The 19,698-nt window shown below is 64.7% G+C and carries 15 protein-coding genes and 1 pseudogene; 8 read left to right on the forward strand and 8 right to left on the reverse strand.

The annotated features are described in order from the left end of the window. Positions 1-47: 47 nt before the first annotated feature. The 3 genes from ABT23_RS10180 to alaS all read right to left on the reverse strand — a co-directional run bounded on the left by ABT23_RS10180 (position 48) and on the right by alaS (position 6,434). Positions 48-1,478: a sigma-54 dependent transcriptional regulator gene (locus ABT23_RS10180; RefSeq protein WP_296634531.1), complete on the reverse strand. Its 1,431-nt coding sequence runs from the start codon at positions 1,476-1,478 to the stop codon at positions 48-50. Between the two features lie 198 nt (positions 1,479-1,676). Further along, on the reverse strand, positions 1,677-3,365 hold the full coding sequence (locus ABT23_RS10185) for a hypothetical protein (protein WP_296634533.1): 1,689 nt from the start codon (positions 3,363-3,365) through the stop codon (positions 1,677-1,679). Between the two features lie 78 nt (positions 3,366-3,443). After that, positions 3,444-6,434, reverse strand: a complete 2,991-nt coding sequence (gene alaS / locus ABT23_RS10190) for an alanine--tRNA ligase (protein WP_296634536.1) — start codon at positions 6,432-6,434, stop codon at positions 3,444-3,446. Positions 6,435-6,519: 85 nt separating this feature from the next. Between alaS and ABT23_RS10195 the strand changes: the two genes are divergently transcribed. Further along, positions 6,520-7,071: a DUF1415 domain-containing protein gene (locus ABT23_RS10195; RefSeq protein WP_296634537.1), complete on the forward strand. Its 552-nt coding sequence runs from the start codon at positions 6,520-6,522 to the stop codon at positions 7,069-7,071. On the opposite strand, the gene ABT23_RS10200 is transcribed toward ABT23_RS10195, so the two are convergent. Next, on the reverse strand, positions 7,068-7,325 hold the full coding sequence (locus ABT23_RS10200; RefSeq protein WP_296634539.1) for a hypothetical protein: 258 nt from the start codon (positions 7,323-7,325) through the stop codon (positions 7,068-7,070). The genes ABT23_RS10195 and ABT23_RS10200 overlap by 4 nt on opposite strands. Positions 7,326-7,658: 333 nt before the next feature. After that, positions 7,659-8,351 (reverse strand): MgtC/SapB family protein, encoded by a 693-nt coding sequence (locus ABT23_RS10205; RefSeq protein WP_296634542.1) that lies wholly within the window; start codon positions 8,349-8,351, stop codon positions 7,659-7,661. Positions 8,352-8,588: 237 nt separating this feature from the next. Here ABT23_RS10205 and ABT23_RS10210 point away from each other — a divergent pair, with 237 nt between their 5' ends. The 7 genes and pseudogenes from ABT23_RS10210 to ABT23_RS14805 form a co-directional block, all read left to right on the forward strand. Then, on the forward strand, positions 8,589-9,545 hold the full coding sequence (locus tag ABT23_RS10210) for a MoxR family ATPase (RefSeq protein WP_296634544.1): 957 nt from the start codon (positions 8,589-8,591) through the stop codon (positions 9,543-9,545). Further along, positions 9,542-10,504 carry a DUF58 domain-containing protein gene (locus ABT23_RS10215; protein WP_296634547.1) on the forward strand — a complete coding sequence of 321 codons (963 nt, stop codon included), beginning with the start codon at positions 9,542-9,544 and terminating at the stop codon, positions 10,502-10,504. The genes ABT23_RS10210 and ABT23_RS10215 overlap by 4 nt, the downstream gene beginning before the upstream one ends. Next, positions 10,497-10,925, forward strand: coding sequence for a hypothetical protein (locus tag ABT23_RS10220; protein ID WP_296634549.1), 429 nt, complete (start codon positions 10,497-10,499; stop codon positions 10,923-10,925). The genes ABT23_RS10215 and ABT23_RS10220 overlap by 8 nt, the downstream gene beginning before the upstream one ends. After that, positions 10,918-11,937 (forward strand): VWA domain-containing protein, encoded by a 1,020-nt coding sequence (locus ABT23_RS10225; RefSeq protein WP_296634552.1) that lies wholly within the window; start codon positions 10,918-10,920, stop codon positions 11,935-11,937. The genes ABT23_RS10220 and ABT23_RS10225 overlap by 8 nt, the downstream gene beginning before the upstream one ends. Continuing rightward, the gene (locus ABT23_RS10230) at positions 11,913-13,667 is read left to right on the forward strand and encodes a VWA domain-containing protein (RefSeq protein ID WP_296634555.1); all 1,755 of its coding nucleotides are present in this window, start codon (positions 11,913-11,915) and stop codon (positions 13,665-13,667) included. The genes ABT23_RS10225 and ABT23_RS10230 overlap by 25 nt, the downstream gene beginning before the upstream one ends. Beyond that, entirely contained in the window at positions 13,661-15,112 is a 1,452-nt protein-coding gene (locus tag ABT23_RS10235; protein WP_296634557.1) for a BatD family protein, read from the forward strand. The genes ABT23_RS10230 and ABT23_RS10235 overlap by 7 nt, the downstream gene beginning before the upstream one ends. Before the next feature lie 626 nt (positions 15,113-15,738). After that, positions 15,739-16,433, forward strand: a pseudogene (locus ABT23_RS14805) (chromate transporter); the annotation flags it as partial. 112 nt (positions 16,434-16,545) lie between these two features. On the opposite strand, the gene soxB reads toward ABT23_RS14805, so the two are convergent. From soxB to soxZ, 3 genes are all read right to left on the reverse strand, one after another. Further along, on the reverse strand, positions 16,546-18,291 hold the full coding sequence (gene soxB / locus ABT23_RS10250; protein WP_296634564.1) for a thiosulfohydrolase SoxB: 1,746 nt from the start codon (positions 18,289-18,291) through the stop codon (positions 16,546-16,548). A gap of 164 nt (positions 18,292-18,455) precedes the next feature. Further along, entirely contained in the window at positions 18,456-19,301 is an 846-nt protein-coding gene (soxA, locus tag ABT23_RS10255; RefSeq protein ID WP_296634566.1) for a sulfur oxidation c-type cytochrome SoxA, read from the reverse strand. Positions 19,302-19,370: 69 nt separating this feature from the next. Then, complete coding sequence (soxZ, locus tag ABT23_RS10260) at positions 19,371-19,685, reverse strand: thiosulfate oxidation carrier complex protein SoxZ (RefSeq protein ID WP_296634581.1); 315 nt, start codon at positions 19,683-19,685, stop codon at positions 19,371-19,373. Positions 19,686-19,698 lie beyond the last annotated feature (13 nt).

Here is a 19,698-nt window from a genome sequence, read left to right on the forward strand (position 1 = left end):
CACCCAACTTGAACTCGTCGCAGGCGTGAAATGAGCATTAGCACGCCCTACTCGGTTCCGTATGTCTGCATTCGGCTGTAAAGCGTGGTGCGGTTGATGCCGAGCAGCTTGGCGGCCTGCGACAGGTTGCCGTGGGTCATGTTGAGCGCAGCCTCGACGTAGGCTTTTTCCCACTGGCGCAGGGTGACATCGAGGTTGAAGTTGGCCAAGGTCTGCAATTGCTTGCGTGCCAGTTCGATCAGCGCCTTGCTGTCGCTGGCGAGCGGGATTTCCTGCGGATAGGCCTGATCGGTGTCGAGTTCCGCTTCCAACTGCTGCGCATTGACTGCCATGCCGGGGTACTTCGTGGTCAGACGGATGGCGATGTTGCGCAGTTCGCGCACGTTGCCGGGGAAGTGGTAGTCCTCCCACATCTGCTGCGCGCGCGGATCGAGCGAAAACGGCTGGCTCTTGGCTTCGCGCGCGTAGAAATCGCGGAAATGGTTGAGCAGCGTGAGCTTGTCCTGCCCCATTTCGCGTAGCGGCGGCACGGCGATGGAGAACACCGACAGGCGGTGGTAGAGGTCGGCACGGAAGCGCCCCGCCTTGATCTCGGCACGCAGGTCGCGGTTGGTGGCGGTCACCACGCGGGCGTTGGAGAAGCGCGGCTGGGTTTCGCCGACACGCTGGTATTCGCCGTTTTCCAGCACACGCAGCAGCTTGGCCTGCAGTTCCAGCGGCAGCTCGCCGATCTCGTCGAGGAACAGGGTGCCGTTCTCGGCCTCCTCGAAGTAGCCGGCGCGTGCGCTGGTGGCGCCGGTGAAGGCGCCCTTGGCGTAGCCGAACAGGGTGGGCTCGACCAGCGTCGGCGAGATCGCCGCGCAGTTCAACGCCAGATAGGGCTTGTGCGAGCGCGGCGACAGCTGGTGCAGGCTGGAGGCGACGCGTTCCTTGCCACTGCCGGATTCGCCCTCGATCAGCACGGGGAAGGGCGCTGCCGCGTACTGCTTGATCTGCTCGCGCAGCTTGTCCATCGCCGGGCTGTCCCCGACGATGCCCGAATCCTTGACGGGCGCGGGTACCTTGTCGGCGCTGCGCTCGGCATCCTGCACCAGCAGCGCGTTGAACAGGAGGGATTTCAGCCGTTCCGGCTCGCACGGTTTGGCGACGAAATCGATCGCGCCCAGTGCGCGCGCATGGCGCGCGTTGGCCTCGTCGCTCTGACCGGAAAGGACCAGGATCTTGATGCTGGGGGAAATGCTCAGCAGGTCGGCAATCAGGGCGAAGCCCTCGTCGGGCTTGTGCGGTTGCGGCGGCAGACCCAGGTCGACCAGGGCCAATTGTGGTGGTTCGTCCAGTTGCATCATCAGGCTTTTCACCTGCGCCCGCGACTCGGCAGCGGAGATATCGAAGTCCTTGCTCAGAACGTAGGTGAGCGTGTCGGAGATCAGCGGATCGTCATCGACGATCAGCAGGCTAGGCTTGTTGGTTTGGACCACATGTCCTCCAGGTCGATTGGTACCGAAAGCGCGCCTGTATCTGCGTACAGGAGAAATTGTTGCGTGCGTGTCGGATTTTCGACGATTGTGCCAGAGACCCGGTCAAAGTTAAACCAGAGCGCACATTGGGGGCGGCGTCCGCGCACCGCACGCGAATAGGCGTTAGCGGCGTGGGAAGCGGTGGACTTGAGGGCGGGGTTAGCTGTTTACCGGTTCGACGGCTACCCGGGTCCAGCCCTCGCTGCGTTCGATCGGGTTGCCCAGGGCGATGAACTTGCGTTCCGGCGTGCCCTGGATCTGGAACACTTTGCCCAGCGCGAAATGGATCGGATCGATGATAAGGGTCTTCTGGTCGCCGTCCAGCCATAGGCTGGGATGGGGCAGACTCGCGCTGCTGTTGTCGAACCCGTTGACGGTATAACCCGAGGTGGCGGTATCGTAGAGCATGGCCAGGGTGGGTTTTTCGGCCAGGGTCTCGATGCCGACCGAACTGGTGTCGTCGTTGAGGCGAGACAGCCGGCGCACGACCCCCAGTTGCCAGTCGCGGGCGTCGTGCGACTTGACGCCGATGAGCGCCCCCACGCGCAACCAGTCCTTGTCGCGCGATTCGACGATGGCGCCATATCCGTATTCGCTTTCGTCGTTCATGACCCAACGTTCGACATCCGGCGAATGCTGGGTGACTGGCAAGGTCATTTGCGAGACGCGTTCGCGCGTGCGGTCGGTGATGAAACCGTATACCTGCACGTCGTCGGCCTCGTTGTAGTTCAGGCCCGTTCCATAGGGGGAGACGCTGGCAGGGGTGTCGGCAGTCTTGATCTGGTTGATGATGGCGCTCAGGCCGTGGGTCACGTCGACCAGGCGCTTGACCGATTCGCGTGGCGCACGGCGCTGTTCGCGCGTGGCCAGTGAAGCCCATTGGCGCTGCAGGTGTTCGAGCAACTCGAGGCTTTCGGCCGTGCGTGCGGTTTCCGTCAGGCCAAGTTGCGCCGGCGGCGTGCCAGACTGGAGTGCTGCGTGCAGTTCCTGCAACTTGAGCAGCAGGTCTGCGGTGGCCCAGAAACGCAAGGGCTTGTCGGTGTCGGGCTTGCGCACGCGGCGCGGGCCGTGGTCTGCGGACAGGTCGACCACGAAGTTGTCTGTGCTCGTATCGAGCCTGCGGTCCATTTGAAGCATGTCGTGCCAACCGCATAGCCAGCGATCGGTCTGGTCGATCTGGCGCGGATAGAGCGTGCCGGAATGGGCCAGGCTCAGCATCAGAATATGCAGATAGGCGGTCTCGCAACTGCAGCCGGCCGTGTCCTCGGCGTAGGCCCACAGCGTCTGCCGATGAAAGCCTTCGGTTTCGGCGATGCGATACAGGTTGTGCAGTCGCAGCCAGAGTTTGTCGCCGGCCGGCAGATAGCGGATGGCACGCCATTTCAGCAGTTGGCCAAAGGTGCGGATGGCGCGCAGGGTGATCAGCGGGATCGCGTCTTCGTGCTGCACCTTGCCGGCGGTACGTGCAAGATGCAGCACGAAGGCGTGATAACCGCGCGCGACCTCCCAGTAAAGGCCATATACGGCATGCCAGAGCTGGCTTTCGGCAGGGCGCGACATGCGCGGATTGCGCAGGTACTGGCGCACCAGCGTGTCCTGCAGGTCGCGTGACTTTTCGTCCAGCAGCATGAAGATGGCCAGGCGATCTTTCGTGTATTGCGTCGAATTCTCGTTGAAGCGCTTGAGTGCATTGAGAATGGCTTCCTGGCATTTGAAGGCGTCGCCGATGGGCAGGTTCTCGACCCAGCGGGATGCCGCCTTGAGATTGGCCAGCGGATCGTCGTTTCGTTTACCGAACGGCGTCAGGTTGGCCAAGCGCGAAGCAAATTTATCTGCCAGTGAAGTCATGGTGTGAAAACGATCCCGATGTGACAAAGCGTACCTTGACGTACTTGGCCATGACCACAGCAAATTCTATGCCATTCGTCAGGCCAGCTTGGCTTGGACCCAGGGCCGCACCGATGCCAGTGCAGCGGGCAGGTGCCCGGGTTCGCTGCCGCCGGCCATCGCCATGTCCGGCTTGCCCCCGCCCTTGCCGCCGACCTGGGTGGCGACGAAGTTCACCAGTTCGCCGGCCTTGATCTTGCCGGTAACGTCGGGGGTTACCGCAGCGATCAGACTGACCTTGCCGTCGGCGACTGTGCCCAGCACCAGCGCACAGGACTTCAGCTTGTCGCGTAGCTTGTCGGCGGTTTCGCGCAGCGCCTTGGCGTCGACGCCGTCAAGCTGCGCCGCCAGCACGCGCACGCCGCCGACGTCGACGGCCTGCTGCACGAGTTCGTCGCCCTGGCTGGAGGCGAGCTTCGATTTCAGGCGGTCGAGTTCCTTTTCCAGCGCGCGGCTGTGCTCCATCAGTTGCGCCACGCGCTCGGCAGCCTCGGCCGGCGTGGCCTTGACTTGTTGGGCAATGGCGCCGAGGTTCTTCTCCGTTTCGCCGAGGTAGGCGAGCACGCCGGTGCCGGTGGTCGCCTCGACGCGACGGATGCCGGCCGCGACGCCGGTCTCCAGCAGGATCTTGAAGGCGCCGATGTCGCCGGTGCGCGCCACATGGGTGCCGCCGCACAGTTCGCGTGAGCTGCCGATATCGAGTACCCGCACCTCGTCGCCGTATTTCTCGCCGAACAGCATCATGGCGCCGGTCTTCTGCGCGTCCTCGATCGGCATCACCCTCGCCTGGGTTGCCGTATTGGCGAGGATTTCGGCGTTGACGCGCGCTTCCACCTCGCGGATCTGCGCGTCGGTCATCGGATTCGGCTGCACGAAGTCGAAGCGGGTCTTCTCGCTGTCCACCAGCGAGCCCTTCTGCTGCACGTGATCGCCGAGCACTTCGCGCAGTGCCTTGTGCATCAGGTGCGTAACCGAGTGGTTGCGCATGGTGCGTGCGCGGTTGTCCTCGTCGACGCGGGCGAGCACGGCGTCGCCGACCACCAGCGAGCCGGTCTTCACCACGCCGTGATGGCCGAATACCTGCGCCTGGATTTTCTGCGTGTCCTCGACTTCGAATGCGCCCTGGGTGCTTTGCAGCACGCCGCGGTCGCCGGCCTGGCCGCCGGATTCGGCATAAAAGGGCGTGTGGTCGAGCACCACCACGCCGAGCTCGCCTTCCTTCAGTTCGTTGACGGCGACGCCATCCCGGTACAGGGCGAGGACGGTGCCGTCGTGCGTCAGCGTGTCGTAGCCGTGGAAGGTGGTTGCTTCGCCCGAATACTCCAGTCCGGCACCGAGCTTGAACTTGCCGGCGGCGCGCGCCTGAGCTTTTTGTTGTTCCATGGCGCGATCAAAGCCCGTGATATCGACCTCGATTCCATGTTCTCGGCAAATGTCCGAGGTAAGGTCGAGCGGAAAGCCATAGGTGTCGTGCAGCATGAAAGCTGTGTTCCCATAGAGCGGAAGATCACTTTCAAGAACTACTTCAAGTTTCAGGAAGCTTTTTAACTCTGGAGTCAGGTCTTTAAAAGCAGACTTAAGGTGCTCCTCAATAGAGGAACGACTTTGAGTTTTTGGAATAACGCCGATAAGAGTCAGAGTTCCACTCTTGCCACTTGCTTTCGCAAAGTTCTGAATCTCTTTTCTTAATGAAAGAAGATTTGAGAGTAGAGCTTTAATGTCAGTTGCGTTATTCAGTAACTTAACTTCGACAAAAATTTCCTCTTTTTTTGTGTGGAAGAGGCCGTCTACGTGCTGACGTAACCCGCTTCTATCGTTTAGTCCAACTTCTTCAAAAAACTCGTCATCGTTGCTAAATTTTCCTCCGAACCATTGGATTGCTCTCTCTTTTGGAGAGATCGCTCGCTCCAATATTTTCATTCCGCTGTCGATGGTCTCGAAGAAGCGTTCCTCTTCTTGGCGCAGTATGTCCATGACGCGCGTCTGCGCCTTGACGAGTTCAGGGTAGGCCTCGCCCATCACCGCTGCCAGATCGGGCACGATGCGGTTGAAGAAGGCTGCACGTGCGCCGAGCTTGTAGCCATGACGGATGGCGCGGCGGATGATGCGGCGCAGCACGTAGCCGCGCCCCTCGTTGCCCGGGATGACGCCGTCGACGATGAGGAAGGAACAGGCGCGGATGTGGTCGGCGATGACCTTGAGCGAGTTGTTGGCAAGATCGCTCGTGTTCGTCTCGCGCGCGGCGGCGGCAATCAGGGCCTGGAACAGGTCGATCTCGTAATTGGAGTGCACGTGCTGCATCACCGCCGAAATGCGTTCAAGGCCCATGCCCGTGTCGACGCTGGGTTTGGGTAGCGGGTGCATGGTGCCGGAGTCGTCGCGGTTGAACTGCATGAACACGTTGTTCCAGATTTCGATGTAGCGGTCGCCGTCTTCTTCGGGGCTTCCCGGAGGCCCACCATAAATGCCTTCGCCGTGGTCGTAGAAGATCTCGGTGCAGGGCCCGCAGGGGCCGGTGTCGCCCATCGCCCAGAAATTGTCGGAGGCGTAGCGCGCGCCCTTGTTGTCTCCAATGCGGACGATGCGTTCCTTCGGCACGCCGATGTCGTTGTGCCAGATGTCGTAGGCTTCGTCGTCCTCGGCGTAGACCGTAACCCACAGCTTCTCGGTCGGCAGCTTCAGCACCGTGGTGAGGTATTCCCACGCGTACTTGATGGCGTCCTGCTTGAAATAGTCGCCGAAACTGAAGTTGCCCAGCATCTCGAAGAAGGTGTGGTGGCGCGCGGTGTAGCCGACGTTCTCGAGGTCGTTGTGCTTGCCGCCGGCGCGCACGCAGCGCTGCGACGACACCGCGCGGGTGTAGGCGCGCTTGTCCTGGCCGGTGAACACGTCCTTGAACTGCACCATGCCGGCGTTGGTGAACAGCAGGGTGGGGTCGTTGCCCGGTACCAATGGGCTGGAGGGGACGACGGTGTGGCCCTTGGAGGCGAAGAAATCGAGGAAGCTCTGGCGGATGGCGCTGCTTTTCATTTTTGAGGAGGTGGGCGTGAACGACGGACAATAAGGCATTGTATCCGTTAAAGTTCCGCCCTTACAGGCGGCAGGGACAGGGAAAATGAGCGACGAGGACGTGATTGCGGCGATGCGCAAGTGGATCGAAAAGGCGGTGATCGGACTCAACCTGTGCCCGTTCGCCAAGGCGGTCTACGTGAAGAACCAGGTGCGCTATGTGGTGAGCCACGCGCAGCATCTGGACGGTTTCCTTGAAGACCTCGACCGCGAGCTGGATTTTCTGGCTGCCGCCGATCCCGAGGAAATCGATACGGCGCTGCTGATTCACCCCACGCTACTGCCGGATTTTCTTGATTTCAACGATTTCATGCAGCTGGCCGAAGCGGCCGTGGGCGAGCATGGTCTGGACGGCGTGATCCAGATCGCCAGCTTCCACCCGGCCTTCCAGTTCGAGGGCACCGAGCCCGACGACATCGGCAACTTCACCAACCGGGCGCCGTACCCCACTCTGCATCTGCTGCGCGAGGCGAGCATCGAACGGGCGGTGGCGGCGTTCCCCGAAGCGGAAACGATCTACGAACGCAACATTGCGACGCTGAAGTCCTTAGGACATGCGGGATGGGCCGCCCTGTGGGCGACACCTCCAAGAACCTAGCTGCCGCAACCGCCGCAACAACTTCCGTTCGCATGCGGGGACTGCTTTTCTTCGACGAGCACACCGGCTCCGGCAAGCGCCGCCGCCAATTGGGCGCGTGTCGTCGTTTTGTCGTCGATGTGCGCATACACGCGTGCCGGGCCATCGAGAAATGACACGTCGTGCACGCCGGGAATCGCTTTCAGGGTCGCGCCGGCCCGTTCAGCTGCTTCGGCGCTGACAGGCCCCAGGATATTGAGGGTCTCGGTTTTCATGTTTGCTCTTTCACAAAAAAATTGGATTCGACCGGCCTTAGCATAAAGACGCATCGGTCCCCAGGGCGGAGCCGCAGTCGCATGGCGATGACCGCACCCATGCGCGCGCCTTCGATACCTCAGGTCTGCCGTTGAGTCCAATCCGGCAAAGCCCCAGAGCGGTAAACGGAGGTTGCGCGCGGTGTCGAGCAAAACCTGTACGCATGGCCTACAGTCTCCGCGGCGACCGGGATATTAAAATATACATTTCAAATGAATGTTATGTAAAGGGGAAAATTCGCCGGATATCGCGACGATGAAATGCCGAAGGGAATGGGGTGGATCCGCGGACCGCTAATCGCCCGTAGGGGAAATACGGAAGGCACGCACATTTTCCATACTGCGCAATGCCGCCGCGAACGTAGAGATATTGTCCGGATTGATCGTTCGGATAACCATCCGATATTCGAACCAGAAGCCGTCATCGGAAAGCCGGTAGCTCATGTTGGCTATAGTAAAGCCGCTGCTCGTTACGAATTGCTTCAGTTCCTGCTCCGGCATTGCATTGCCCCTGTCGAATCGGACGAAGTGATGCGCATAGAAATGGGAGGGTAACTTGGCTTCAACCCAGCGGAAGAGGGAGAGGGTTCCTACTGTCAGCAACGTCCCGAGCACGGCGGGGAAATAGAATCCGATGCCAATCAGGATGCCGATGGCGGCTGTAATCCAGATTGAAGCTGCCGTGGTCAGGCCGCGAACGGAAAGCCCTTCCTTGAAAATCACCCCTGCCCCCAGGAAACCGATGCCTGTCATGATGCCCTGGGCCATGCGCGTCGGGTCCGTGCGGACTGTGTCAACCGGCACGCCGGGCAACCACTTCAATTGATAAAGCGTAATCAGCATGAGCAGACTTGATGCGAGACATACGAGCGCATGCGTGCGGAAACCGGCCGGCCTGCCATGGAAGCTTCTCTCCAGCCCGATAACGCCCCCGGCGAAGAGTGCACCCAGAAGATGAATGGTAATGGTCAGCGAATCAGCGTCCATTGCGTGGCCTTGTAATCGTGGATGTCGTCGCGTGTTTTTCGACGATGGCTCATTGATTACGATAGTAAAAATTACATTTTTGTGACAATGGAGGCGTGACGGATCCTGGGTTCATGAGCCCAGGTGGCGGGCCAAGGCAGGTTGGTATGCGGTTGAGGCGGGCGATTAGGTCTTAGCACCCATTGTCGCCGCTGGGACGCACCGCTAAGGTGTCCGCTTTCAAAGACAGAATGCACTATGTCGAACCAAACCCGCATGCTTGAACTGCGCCAGGCGCTGTCGCGCGTCATTGTCGGCCAGGACGTCCTGCTCGACCGGCTGGTGATCGGCCTGCTCGCCGACGGCCATGTGCTGGTCGAAGGCCTGCCGGGGCTGGCCAAGACGACGGCGGTGAAGACGCTCGCCGCCGCCATCCACGGCAGCTTCCGCCGCATCCAGTTCACCCCGGACCTGCTGCCGGGCGATTTGACCGGCACCGACATTTACCACGAAGGTCAGTTCGAATTCGTCGAAGGGCCGCTGTTCCACGAGATCATCCTTGCCGACGAGATCAACCGCGCGCCCGCCAAGGTGCAGGCTGCGCTGCTGGAGGCGATGCAGGAACACCAGATCACGGTGGGCGGGGTGACGCGTCCGTTGCCGCCGCTGTTCATGGTGATGGCGACGCAGAATCCGCTGGAGCAGGCGGGCACGTATCCGCTGCCGGAAGCGCAGCTCGACCGCTTCCTGTTGCATGTGGCGCTGGATTACCCGAGCGACACGGAGGAACTCGACATCCTGCGCCGCGACCGCCCACAGGCCGCGAGTGCTGGCCATGCGCCGCTGGCGGCGGTGATCGATACCGCCACCGTGCTGGCGGCGCGCGCGGAGGTGCAGCAGGTGCACGTGTCGGACGAGGTCGAGCGCTACATCGTCAGCCTGGTGCGCGCCAGCCGTGCACCGGGCGCGTGGCGTGCCGACTGGTCGAATGCCGTGGACGTGGGCGCCAGCCCGCGTGCCTCGCTCGCGCTGCTGCATGCGTCGGCGGCTGCGGCCTACCTGCGCGGCCGCGACTACGTGACGCCGGACGACGTGCGCGAACTGGCCGCCGATTGCCTGCGCCATCGCATCACGCTGAGCCTCGACGCGCGCCTGCAGAAACTCGACCGCGACGCCTTCATCGCCGGCCTGCTCGAGGCCATCCCCGCACCGTGAGTCTGGCGCGGTTGAAGCGGCTGGCGCGCTGGCGTGCGCGGCCCGATGCGCCGGCCTCGGTGCACGCGCCGCTGATCGCGCCGGCCGACATCGCCGCGCTCGCCGCGCAGGCGAGCCTGCTGGCGACGCTGCCGGTGCGCGAGGTGCACGACCACCATGCCGGCGACTGGGCGTCGCGCTGGCTGGGGCGCGGGCTCGATTTCGAGGAATCGCGCCTGTACAGCCCGGGCGACGACATCCGCGACATGGACTGGCGCACCACCGCGCGCACCGGGCGTGCCCACCTGAAAATCTACCGCGAGGAGCGCCTGCCGCTGGTACATCTGGTTGTCGATCGCGGTGCCACGATGCGCTTCGGCACGCGCCGCCGGCTCAAGGCCGCGCAGGCGGCGCGGGTCGCTGCGGTGCTGGCCTTCGCCAGCGCCGGGCACAACGGCGTGATCGGCGCCACGCTGTGGGCCGCGCAGGACGAGACCATGCCCGCGCGCCATGGCAGGCTGGCGGCGCTCGGCCTGATCGAGGCGGCCGCGGCACCGTGCCCGCCGCTTGCCGATCCGGCACCGACCGACGCCCTGCGCTATGTCGACCGCCTCGCCGCGCTCGAAGCGAGCCTGCCGCGCGGCACACGGTTGGTGCTGATCAGCGATTTTGCCTGGCTGGCCGACGCCCACGAGACGCTGCTGGCACGGCTGGCCGCGCGCTGCGATGTGTGGGCGATCCAGATCGTCGACGCCGCCGAGCGCGCCCTGCCGGAAATGGGCGCGGCGTGCTTCCACGACATGGCGAGCGGCCAGCAGGTGTGGCTCGACACCGGCGAGACCGCAGTGCGAAGCGCGGCCCGGTTGGCGTTCGCCGACCATCTGGCGGCGCAGGCGGCGCGCCTGGCCCGCGCCGGGGTGCGCCATCAGCTGGTGGACAGCGCCGCCGACGATCTGGTCGCGCTGCTCGCACATGGCTGACCCGCGCAGCGAACTCGCCGACATCATCGGGCCGGCCGCGCCGGCTATGGCACCGCCGGCTGGCGACAGCCTGTTGCTGTGGGCCGCCGCCGGGCTGGCAGGCCTGGCCTTCGCTGTCTTGTTTGCCTGGCTGTGGCAGCGCCGCCGCCCGGCGCGCGCCCTGAACGGGATTGCTGCAGCGGCGGCGCAGCAACAGGGCACGCCGGTGGCGCTGGCGGCCCGGCTCGATGCCTGGGCGCGCATGCGTTTCCAACTGACGCGGTTGGATGCGGCCCGCTGCCCATCCCACCTAGATCCTGGCCAGTGGTCCGGCTGGGCGAAGACGCTGGAGCAGGTGCGGTTTGGGCCTACGCAGTCCGATGGCTACGCGGTGCTGCAGGGGTTGTGCGAAAGCGCCCGCGCATGGAGCCGCGATGTTTGAGTGGATGCTGCCGCGTGGGCTCGAACTGGCGCAACCCCTTTGGCTTTTTCTGCTGCTGCCGGTCGCGGGCTGGAGCTGGCTGGCCTGGCGGCGCGCGCAGGGGGAGGCGCCGGGCATGGTCCTCAACCACCCGGCACTGCCGCTGGCGGCAGTGGGGCGCCTGCCCGCACCCAGCCTGCGCGGGCCGGTCGCCTTGCGCGGGCTGGCGTTAGCCCTGCTGGTGCTGGCGCTGGCGCAGCCGCGCCAGGTTGGCGGCTGGATCCAGCCGCCGCCCGAGGGACGCGACATCGTGCTGCTGATCGATACCTCGCTCACCATGAGCATCCGTGATTTTGTTGCCCATGATCCCAAACTGGGCAAGCGCGAAGTCGAACGCATGAGCGTGCTGAAGGACACGCTGACGCGCTTTATTAAGGGTCGCCCGGGCGACCGCTTCGGCGTCATCGTGTTCGGCAGCGAGGTGGCGACGCTGACGCCGCCGACCTTCGACCGCGCGCACGCCATCGCCCAGATCCAGCGCATTCAGGTCGGTATGGTCGGGGGCAACACCGCGCTCGGCGACGCGCTCGGCATGGCGCTGAAGCAGGTGCGCACGCGCCGGCTTCGCCCGGCCATCATCCTGATGAGCGACGGCGCCGACAACAACGCCGGCACGCTAACGCCGGCCGAAGCGCTGGCGGTGGCGCACCAGGCCGGGGTGGCGATCCATGCCCTGCAATTCGGCAGCGATCCATATGCGGCAGGGCGCGCCGCGCGCGTCACGTCCAATTCGGCCGAGCCCGATCCGCAGCCCGGCCTGGCCGACCTCGCGCGGCTCAGCGGCGGGCATTACGACGATATCCATAGTGCAGCCGACGCCACGCGGGTGATCCAGGCGGTGGGCCGGCTCGAGCCCACGCTGACGTCGCCTGTCCGCCACCGGAAGGTGCGCGAGGGGTACTGGCTGGCGCTGGCGCTGGCGGCCATCCTGCTGGTCGCCGCGCAGGGATGGATACTGAGGCGCACGGCATGATGGAGGTGTGGGCGAATCTCCTCTGGCGCGAACCGCTGTGGCTGGGGCTCGCGGCGGTGCCGCTGCTGCTGGCGGGCTGGCGCGCCCGCCGCCGCGCGTGCGTGCTGCGCTATGCCGATGCCGAATTGCTGCCGTGGGCGGCCAGCCTGTCAGCGGCAAAGCGCGACGCCTGGCCGCGCGCGCTGGCGCATGTCCTGGCCTGGGCGCTGCTGGCGCTGGCGGCGGCGGGTCCGCGCCTGCCGCTCGACTGGCGCGCAGGGCAGGTCGCACCGCGCCATGTTGTCACGGTGATGGTGGCGCTGGACGTGTCGGCTTCGATGCATGCAACCGATATCAGCCCGGACCGCATGACGCGTGCGCGCCTCGAATTGCTGGACTGGCTGCCGCGTCTTCAGGGCGAGCGCGTCGGCCTGATCGTCTACGCAGGCGAGGCGGGCGTACTGTTGCCGCCGACCGACGATATCGCGCTGCTGCGTCGTGCGCTCGGCGAGGTCGATTCGCGCCTGATTGAAGCGCAGGGCACGAACCTGGCGGCGGCCCTCGATCTGGCACGGGCGCAACTTGATGCCGCACCCGGGCACGCCAGGGCGGTGCTGCTGGTGAGCGATGCCGAAAGCGACAGCGTCGAGCCCGACGCGCAGGCCGCCGTGGACGCCTTGCGCAAAGCGCATCTGCCGCTGTTCGTGCTGGGCGTGGGCAGCGAGTCCGGCGCGCAGGTGCCGCTGCCCGATGGCGGGTTTGCCGAGCGCGACGGCGTGCGCATCCTGAGCCGCATGGATGCGGCAACCTATGGCCAATGGGCGCGTTCGACCGGCGGCCGCTTCGCCGAGGCCGCCGACGGCGACGGCGACTGGGCGGCCCTATACGACGGCGGGATCGCCGCGCTGCCGGGTGATCCGGTGGCGGCCGGGTCGGTCCGCGCCTGGCGGGAACTCTATGCCTGGTGTCTTGCGCCGGCACTGGCGCTCTTCATGGCGGTGTATCTGCCGCGTCGCGCGGCGGCGACCGCCGCGGTGGCGCTGCTGTTCGCGGCCCTCGTCCCGCCGCCCGCGCAGGCCGACGAAGCGGCGGCCTGGCAGGCATGGCAGGCCAGGCGCTACGCCAGCGCGCAAACCCTGTACGCGCAGCTGGGCGGCTACGCAGGCCAGATGGGCGCGGGCGCCGCCGCTTGGCGGCAGGCGGACTATGCGGCGGCGGCGCGGCATTTCGGCGCTGCCCTGTTACTGGCGGCGAACGAGCGCGAGCGCGCCGACGCGCTCTACAACCTGGGGAATGCGCACTATGCGCGCGGGCAGTGGCAGACTGCCGTCGAGGCTTACCAGGTTGTGCTGCGCATGCGGCCCGCGGATGCCCGCGCGCGCGCCAATCTGGAAACGGCCTGGCAAAAGCTGCAGCGCCAGTCGCGCGATGCGCCGATGCAGAGCGATCTGCGCGCCCGGCATGGCTTTCTGGCCGAGGGCCGTATCCAGACCGACAATGCGAATGGCCGCATGCCGGACGAGCCGGAATACGTGGCGCCCGGCATGCAGGTCGAACGCGGCCAGGTGCAGGGGACGGGCGCACGTGCCGCCGCGTCGGCCGGATCGCCGGCCGCGATCGGCGTCGACAGCCGGCTGGCGCCCTCCGGGCTGAAGAAGCTGGCGCGCCTGCAGGATCGTCCGCAGACGATGCTGCGGAACCTGCTCAAGCAGGATGCGCGCGGTGCGGCCGGGGAGCGGCCGGCATGGTAAGGCTGATCATCGCCTGGGCGCTGCTCGCGTGCAGCGCAGCCCACGCGGCGGCGCTGACGGCGCGGCTGGACAAACCGGCGGTGGCGCTGGGCGAGGCCGTCACGCTGACGCTGCAATCACGCGCGGCCGATCTCGACAAGCTGGACACGGCTCCGCTCGACGCTGCGTTCGATGTGACTTCGCGCACGGGCAGCCAGGATGCGGCGGGCGACACGCTGGTGCTGACGCTCTATCCCCGCAGGGCGGGGACGCTCCGTGTGCCGGCGTTCTCCGTCGAAGGCCGGCGCAGTCCCGTGCTGCCGCTGACGGTGACCGACGGCAGCGCCACCGTGCCGCGCGTGACCGCGAACTGGACGCTCGCGCCCGCCGCCCCCCGGGTGAATGAGCCGGCACGCCTGACGCTGTCCCTATGCGACGACGGCAGCCTGCAATGGCAGCGGCCGGACTTGCCGACGCATGCCGGACGCATCGTGCGCGCATTGGGCGAGGACGAAGGCGAGGCCGTGCAGGACGGTGAACGCTGTACCCTGCACCGCTACTACTGGGCCTTGCTGCCGACCCGAAGCGCGGCCGCCGCGGTGGCCGTTTCCATGCTCGACGCCAGCCGCTTCGGCGAACGCCTGCGTTTTCCCGGGGCGGAATTGCGCTACCGCGCGCAGGCCTTGCCGGCCTGGTTGCCGGCCCACGTGCCGCCGGTTGCGCCGCAGGTGATTGCCGATCCTCTGCCTACGCGCTGGCCGTTGCGGCGCCCGCTGGCCTGGCGCGTTGACGTCACGGGCGGCTACAACGAGGATGACCTGCAAGCCCTGCTCGACCTGCAGCTGCGCGATTCGCCCGCGCTGGGCGTGTATCCGCCGCTGATCGAGACGGTGCCGATGGACGCCGTCGATTCGCCGCTGTCGCGCTACCGGATCACGCTCTATCTGCAACCGCGTGCCGATGGCCGCGTGATCGTGCCGACGCTGCGTTTGCCGTGGTACGACGCCGGGCGCGATCGGCTGGCCAGCGTCGCGATTCCAGGTCAGGCGCTGGACGTGTTCGACCCGCGCTGGCGCCTTGCCTGGCAGCTTGTCGCTGGAGTGACGGGGGCCTTGCTGCTGATCGTCGCCGGCTGGATGCTGCGTCGCATGGTGCGCTGGCGCTTGGCGCGATGGCGGGGTGTGCGCGCGATTCGTGCTGCGGCGGATGCGCGGGAACTGGCCCACGCGGTACGCCGGTTCTCGCTGACCGGCCAGCCGGAGGCCCCCAGCCTGGGCGCATGGCAGCGGCGGATACGGCAGGAAACGGGACGTTGCGTGGATGACAGGCTGGTGGCCGCGCTGCAGGCCCGACGCTACGGGCGGGCGTCGTCTGCCGAAGCCGATGCGCGCGCGGACTGGGTGCGCGCCTTGTCGAGGGCGCGCCCGGCATCAGTCAAGCGCAGGCAAAGGAGGGCCCAAACATGAAGCCTTCACCCGGAATACGCGCGATCGTGTGTTCGGTCATGACGGTGCGGGTGTTGTCGGCACGTCCGACCGTGGCCGGCCCGCCTTTCATGACCGACGACCCGGTGCCAGTCGATTACCGGCACAGCGAGTTCTACATTTTTTCCACCCAGGACAAGGCCAGGGATGGGAAGAACAGCGCATTCCCGGCTTTCGAATTCAACTATGGCGTGCTCCCCGACACGCAACTGCATATCGCCGTTCCGTTCGCCCGCAGTTCCCCCACCGATGCGTCCTCAGAGTCAGGAATGGGCGATGTGGAAATCGGCGTGAAGTATCGCTTCGTCCAGGAAACCGGATCGTCCCCGCAAATCGGCATCTTCCCCATGGCCGAGCTTGCCACGGGGGATTCCGGCAAGGGCTTGGGCAACGGCAGGACCTGGTGGCGATTGCCCGTCTGGATTCAGAAGGGCTGGGGCGAATGGACCACGTATGGCGGCGCCGGGTATGTCGTCAATCGCGCGGCCGGCCAGAATAACTATCCCTTCGCGGGGTGGCTGCTGCAGAAGGACATCGGCGAGAAATGGACGCTGGGCGGCGAAGTGTTCGCGCGTGGCAGGGATACGGTCGACGGCCAAGCGACCACCCTCCTGAATGTCGGCGGCGTCGCCGGCCTGCTGTTGTTCTCGCGCCCACAGACCGCCCCCGAGCACGATCCCATGCCTGTTCCGTTCAGCCGCCGTACCGGAAGTCTCTGGCTGTCGCTATTTTTCGCCCTGCTGGTCGGCTTGCCGCTCTGGGCTCGGCTGTTTCCCGGACCCATCGTGGCGATGGTGGATGCGTTCTACCGCGCCGGCTCGCTGGTGTTCGGTGGGGGACATGTCGTGCTGCCGATGCTGCAAGCCGAGGTCGTGCCGCCCGGCTGGATCGGCAACGAAGCTTTCCTCGCGGGCTATGGTGCCGCACAGGCCGTCCCCGGTCCATTGTTCACGTTCGCTGCTTTTCTCGGCGCGTCCATGAACACCGGTCCGTCCGGCTGGATGGGCGCCTGATCTGCCTGGCGGCCATTTTTGCCCCGTCCTTTCTGCTCGTCGCCGGGGCGCTGCCATTCTGTGAAAGCCTGCGTCGCAGCGTGCATGCGCAGGCTGCGCTGGGCGGGGTCAATGCGGCGGTGGTCGGCCTGCTGCTGGCTGCACTCTATCAGCCGGTCTGGACGAGTGCGATCCAGCAGCCGCAGGACTTTGGCCTGGCGCTGGTTGCGCTGATGTTCTGGAAGCTTCCACCGTGGCTGGTTGTCATGGGCGGCGGTGCCGCGGGATGGCTCTTGAGCATCGTGTTGTGAGGAGGCGCCTGCCTTATCGCCATGCGGCAGGCCGCGCGATCGGATTGCCTGAATTCACGGCGTTTGCCAAATAAAAAGGGGCTTGCGCCCCTTTTTATCGTGCTTCGTCGAGTCAGGAAATGCCACCCTTGTAGTCGGCGATACCCGGGTTGGATTTTCCGATGCCGATGATTTTGGGCTCGTTCAGCTTCAGCCCCTTGATCACCTTCTTGTCGCGCAGGTAAGTGGCGACGACCTCCCAGATCGGTTCGCCAGCGACGCCTTCCCCAACCGGCGCCCAGCCGGCGACCTTGTAGGTCTTCCCGGCATCGACCGGCTTGCCCTTGATGCGCATGTCGGTGATGCGTTTTCCGATCGTTGCGTTCGGGTTGACCGTGTACTCGATGCCGCCCACGCGCACCATGTCGCCGCCCTGCTGGTAATAGGGATCGGCATTGAACAGGTTGTCGCAGACGTCTTCCATGACGGACTTGATCGTCTCGCCGGTCATGTTGGTCAGCGTGGTCTGCGGGTAGGTAATCGCCGTCTGGTCCATCAGGCGTTCCATCGTGATGTCCTCGCCGGGCAGCAGCGTGGTGCCCCAGCGGAAGCCGGGCGAGAAGGCCGCATCCGCGCCCTTCACGTCCATCATCGCGTCGACGATGAGCTGGTCCCAGGTACCGTTGAAGTTGCCGCGGCGATACAGGAAGTCGTCGGAAACGGCGAGTTTCTCGTTCAGCTTCGACTCGTAGGGCGCGCGTACTTTCTTGATGTAGGCGTCCATCGCCGGGTCGGCCGGCAGCAGATTGGAGAACACCGGCAGCAGGCGGTATTTGTAGCTCATCACCCGCTTGCCTTTGACCTCGAAGTCCATTACGCCGAGGAACTTGCCGTTGGAGCCGGCATTGGTCACCAGGGTAATGCCCTTGGCGTTCTTGACCTGGACCGGCTGCGGCACGCCGTCGTGGGTGTGGCCGCCGAAGATGGCGTCGATGCCGGTGACGCGGCTGGCCATCTTGAGGTCGACGTCCATGCCGTTGTGCGACAGCACCACGACCGCCTGTGCGCCTTTGGCGCGTGCCTCGTCCACCCATTTCTGCATGCTGTCGTCACGAATGCCGAAGCTCCAGTCGGGCACCATGTAGCGCGGGTTGGCGATCGGCGTGTAGGGAAAGGCCTGGCCAATGATGGCGACCTTGACGCCGTTCATTTCCTTCATCACGTAGGGCTTGAATACCTGGTCGCCGAAATCGTTGGTGACGATGTTCTGCGCGACGAAGTCGACGCCGGCTTTCTTGAAGTCCTTGTTGACGATTTCCACCACGCGATCCGCCCCGAAGGTGGCTTCCCAGTGCGGGGTCATGACGTTCACGCCCAGTTTGATGCCGGCATCGACCATGTCCTGGGCGTCGGTCCACAGCGAGGTGGCCGAACCTTGCCAAGTATCGCCGCCGTCGAGCAGCAGGGCACCGGGGCGCTGCGCACGCAGCTTGTCGACCAGGGTCTTCAGGTGGGCGAAGCCGCCGACCTTGCCGTAGACCTTGGCGGCTTCGGTGAAGTCGAGATAGGTGAATGCGTGGGCCTCGGCGCTGCCGGGCTTGATGCCGTATTGTTTCAGCAGGTACTGGCCGACCAGGTGCGGTGGCTTGCCGAGCGCGCTGCCGACGCCCAGGTTGACGTTGGGTTCACGGAACCAGATGGGCTGCAACTGGGCGTGGCAGTCGGTGAAATGCAGCAACGAGACATTGCCGTGACGCGGTACATCGTAGAAATTGGACGGCACCTTGCCGCCCGCCAGTGCGGACTTGCTGTCCAGTGCCATGCCGGACGCAGCGGCGACAGCGAGTAGTTGCAGGAACTCGCGACGGTTCATGTGCATGGAATTTTCCTCAGGGATGTCAGGGGTGAAAGGGGATGTGGTTCGTATTGTCGGTTTACGTGCGCTATCCGTAAATAGTAGCTCCCGCTCATATTCAAAGGAGCGGTCCGGCCAACCAAATGAAAAAGCCCGGTTGCCCGGGCTTTTTCAGGTGTCGCGATGATTTACTTGCGGAACACCGATGCCTTCATCGGCAGACCGTTCGACATCGCGGAGTGGAAATACTCCAGGTCGTTCATGACGGTGCTGTCCTGGGCGGGCGGCACGGCACGGATCATCTTGAAGCAACCCGAATAGCGATCCTGCAACGTCACCAGCTTGTCGCCGCCGCGGAATACCGGCCAGTGTACGGCCTGGCCGACCACCGGAGAGAGCAGCTCGGAGCGCAGACGGGTGCCAGCGTTCTGGACGTGGCAGGTGGCGCAGGCAAAGTTGAGTTGCCCCGTGCGCCGGAAGAAGGTTCGTTTGCCTTCATCATATGCAGCCATGGCCTTGGGGCTCTGGACCTTGACGTTCATGATCATGCCGTCGGACAGGGTCCGCATATAGGCGCTCAGGACGCCGATGGTCTTCGGGTCGCTGAGCTTGAAGGGCGCTTCGCCATTCGCCACGCGACAGTCGTTGACGGCGTCTTCCAGCGTCACGACCTTGCCCTTGGCCTCGTCGAACATGGGGTAGTTGCCGGCGATCATCTTGCCGCCGTTCGGCAGGCAATCGGCATAGGTCTTGCCGTTCTTGAAGGGGGTTTCCCACATCTTGCGGCCGGCATCGATCTGCGAGTCGAAGGGCGGGAATTCCATGATGGCGTCGTACTGCGCCTTGCTGTCCGGATCAAACGCCAGCGCGCCATAGACGAAGTCTTCGTGCTTGACGTTAGGGTATTTGGTTGAGAAGTACTTGATGAGGTCCTGCTTGTCCTGTTCGGGCGAAGCGTGTGCCGTGGCGACGCCCAGCGCGATGCCCAAGCCTGCCATCCCTGTCAGCAGTTTCATGATGATTTGTTGTTTCATGCCGTCCTCCAGAAACCTGATGATTGAAGCGGAAGCGGGGCCTGTCGCCCCGCTCGTGTACTACCCGACTCAGCCGATGGTGGCCTCGGCGCTGTTCTTGTCGCCTTTGTTGTCGGCCCAGCTGACGACAACCTTGTCGCCTTTTTTCGGTCCCTTGACCTTGAATCCCAGGTAGGGGTTCTTGGACACGCCGCCGGAGAGGCCGGCATCCAGCACTTGTGTGCCGTTGACGGTGGCCGTCACGTCAGTGATGTAGTGGGCCGGGATCAGCTGGCCGGTCTTGGCGTCTTTGCGCAGACCGGTTTCCATCGGGTGGTTCATCAACACTTTGACATCGGCAACATCGCCAGCCATCGTGGCGCGGATACGCATCGGTTCAGCCATTTGGCTTTCCTTT

It is taken from the genome of Thiobacillus sp. SCN 63-57 (assembly GCF_001725555.1).
Taxonomy (GTDB): domain Bacteria; phylum Pseudomonadota; class Gammaproteobacteria; order Burkholderiales; family Thiobacillaceae; genus Thiobacillus.

Excerpts from the sequence above, each read along its gene's own strand:
- ABT23_RS10185 (WP_296634533.1), bottom strand. The coding sequence starts at position 3,365 with ATGACTTCACTGGCAGATAAATTTGCTTCGCGCTTGGCCAACCTGACG.
- alaS (WP_296634536.1), bottom strand. The coding sequence starts at position 6,434 with ATGAAAAGCAGCGCCATCCGCCAGAGCTTCCTCGATTTCTTCGCCTCC.
- ABT23_RS10195 (WP_296634537.1), top strand. The coding sequence starts at position 6,520 with ATGAGCGACGAGGACGTGATTGCGGCGATGCGCAAGTGGATCGAAAAG.
- ABT23_RS10200 (WP_296634539.1), bottom strand. The coding sequence starts at position 7,325 with ATGAAAACCGAGACCCTCAATATCCTGGGGCCTGTCAGCGCCGAAGCA.
- ABT23_RS10205 (WP_296634542.1), bottom strand. The coding sequence starts at position 8,351 with ATGGACGCTGATTCGCTGACCATTACCATTCATCTTCTGGGTGCACTC.
- ABT23_RS10210 (WP_296634544.1), top strand. The coding sequence starts at position 8,589 with ATGTCGAACCAAACCCGCATGCTTGAACTGCGCCAGGCGCTGTCGCGC.
- ABT23_RS10220 (WP_296634549.1), top strand. The coding sequence starts at position 10,497 with ATGGCTGACCCGCGCAGCGAACTCGCCGACATCATCGGGCCGGCCGCG.
- ABT23_RS10225 (WP_296634552.1), top strand. The coding sequence starts at position 10,918 with ATGTTTGAGTGGATGCTGCCGCGTGGGCTCGAACTGGCGCAACCCCTT.
- ABT23_RS10230 (WP_296634555.1), top strand. The coding sequence starts at position 11,913 with ATGGATACTGAGGCGCACGGCATGATGGAGGTGTGGGCGAATCTCCTC.
- ABT23_RS10235 (WP_296634557.1), top strand. The coding sequence starts at position 13,661 with ATGGTAAGGCTGATCATCGCCTGGGCGCTGCTCGCGTGCAGCGCAGCC.
- soxB (WP_296634564.1), bottom strand. The coding sequence starts at position 18,291 with ATGCACATGAACCGTCGCGAGTTCCTGCAACTACTCGCTGTCGCCGCT.
- soxA (WP_296634566.1), bottom strand. The coding sequence starts at position 19,301 with ATGAAACAACAAATCATCATGAAACTGCTGACAGGGATGGCAGGCTTG.
- soxZ (WP_296634581.1), bottom strand. The coding sequence starts at position 19,685 with ATGGCTGAACCGATGCGTATCCGCGCCACGATGGCTGGCGATGTTGCC.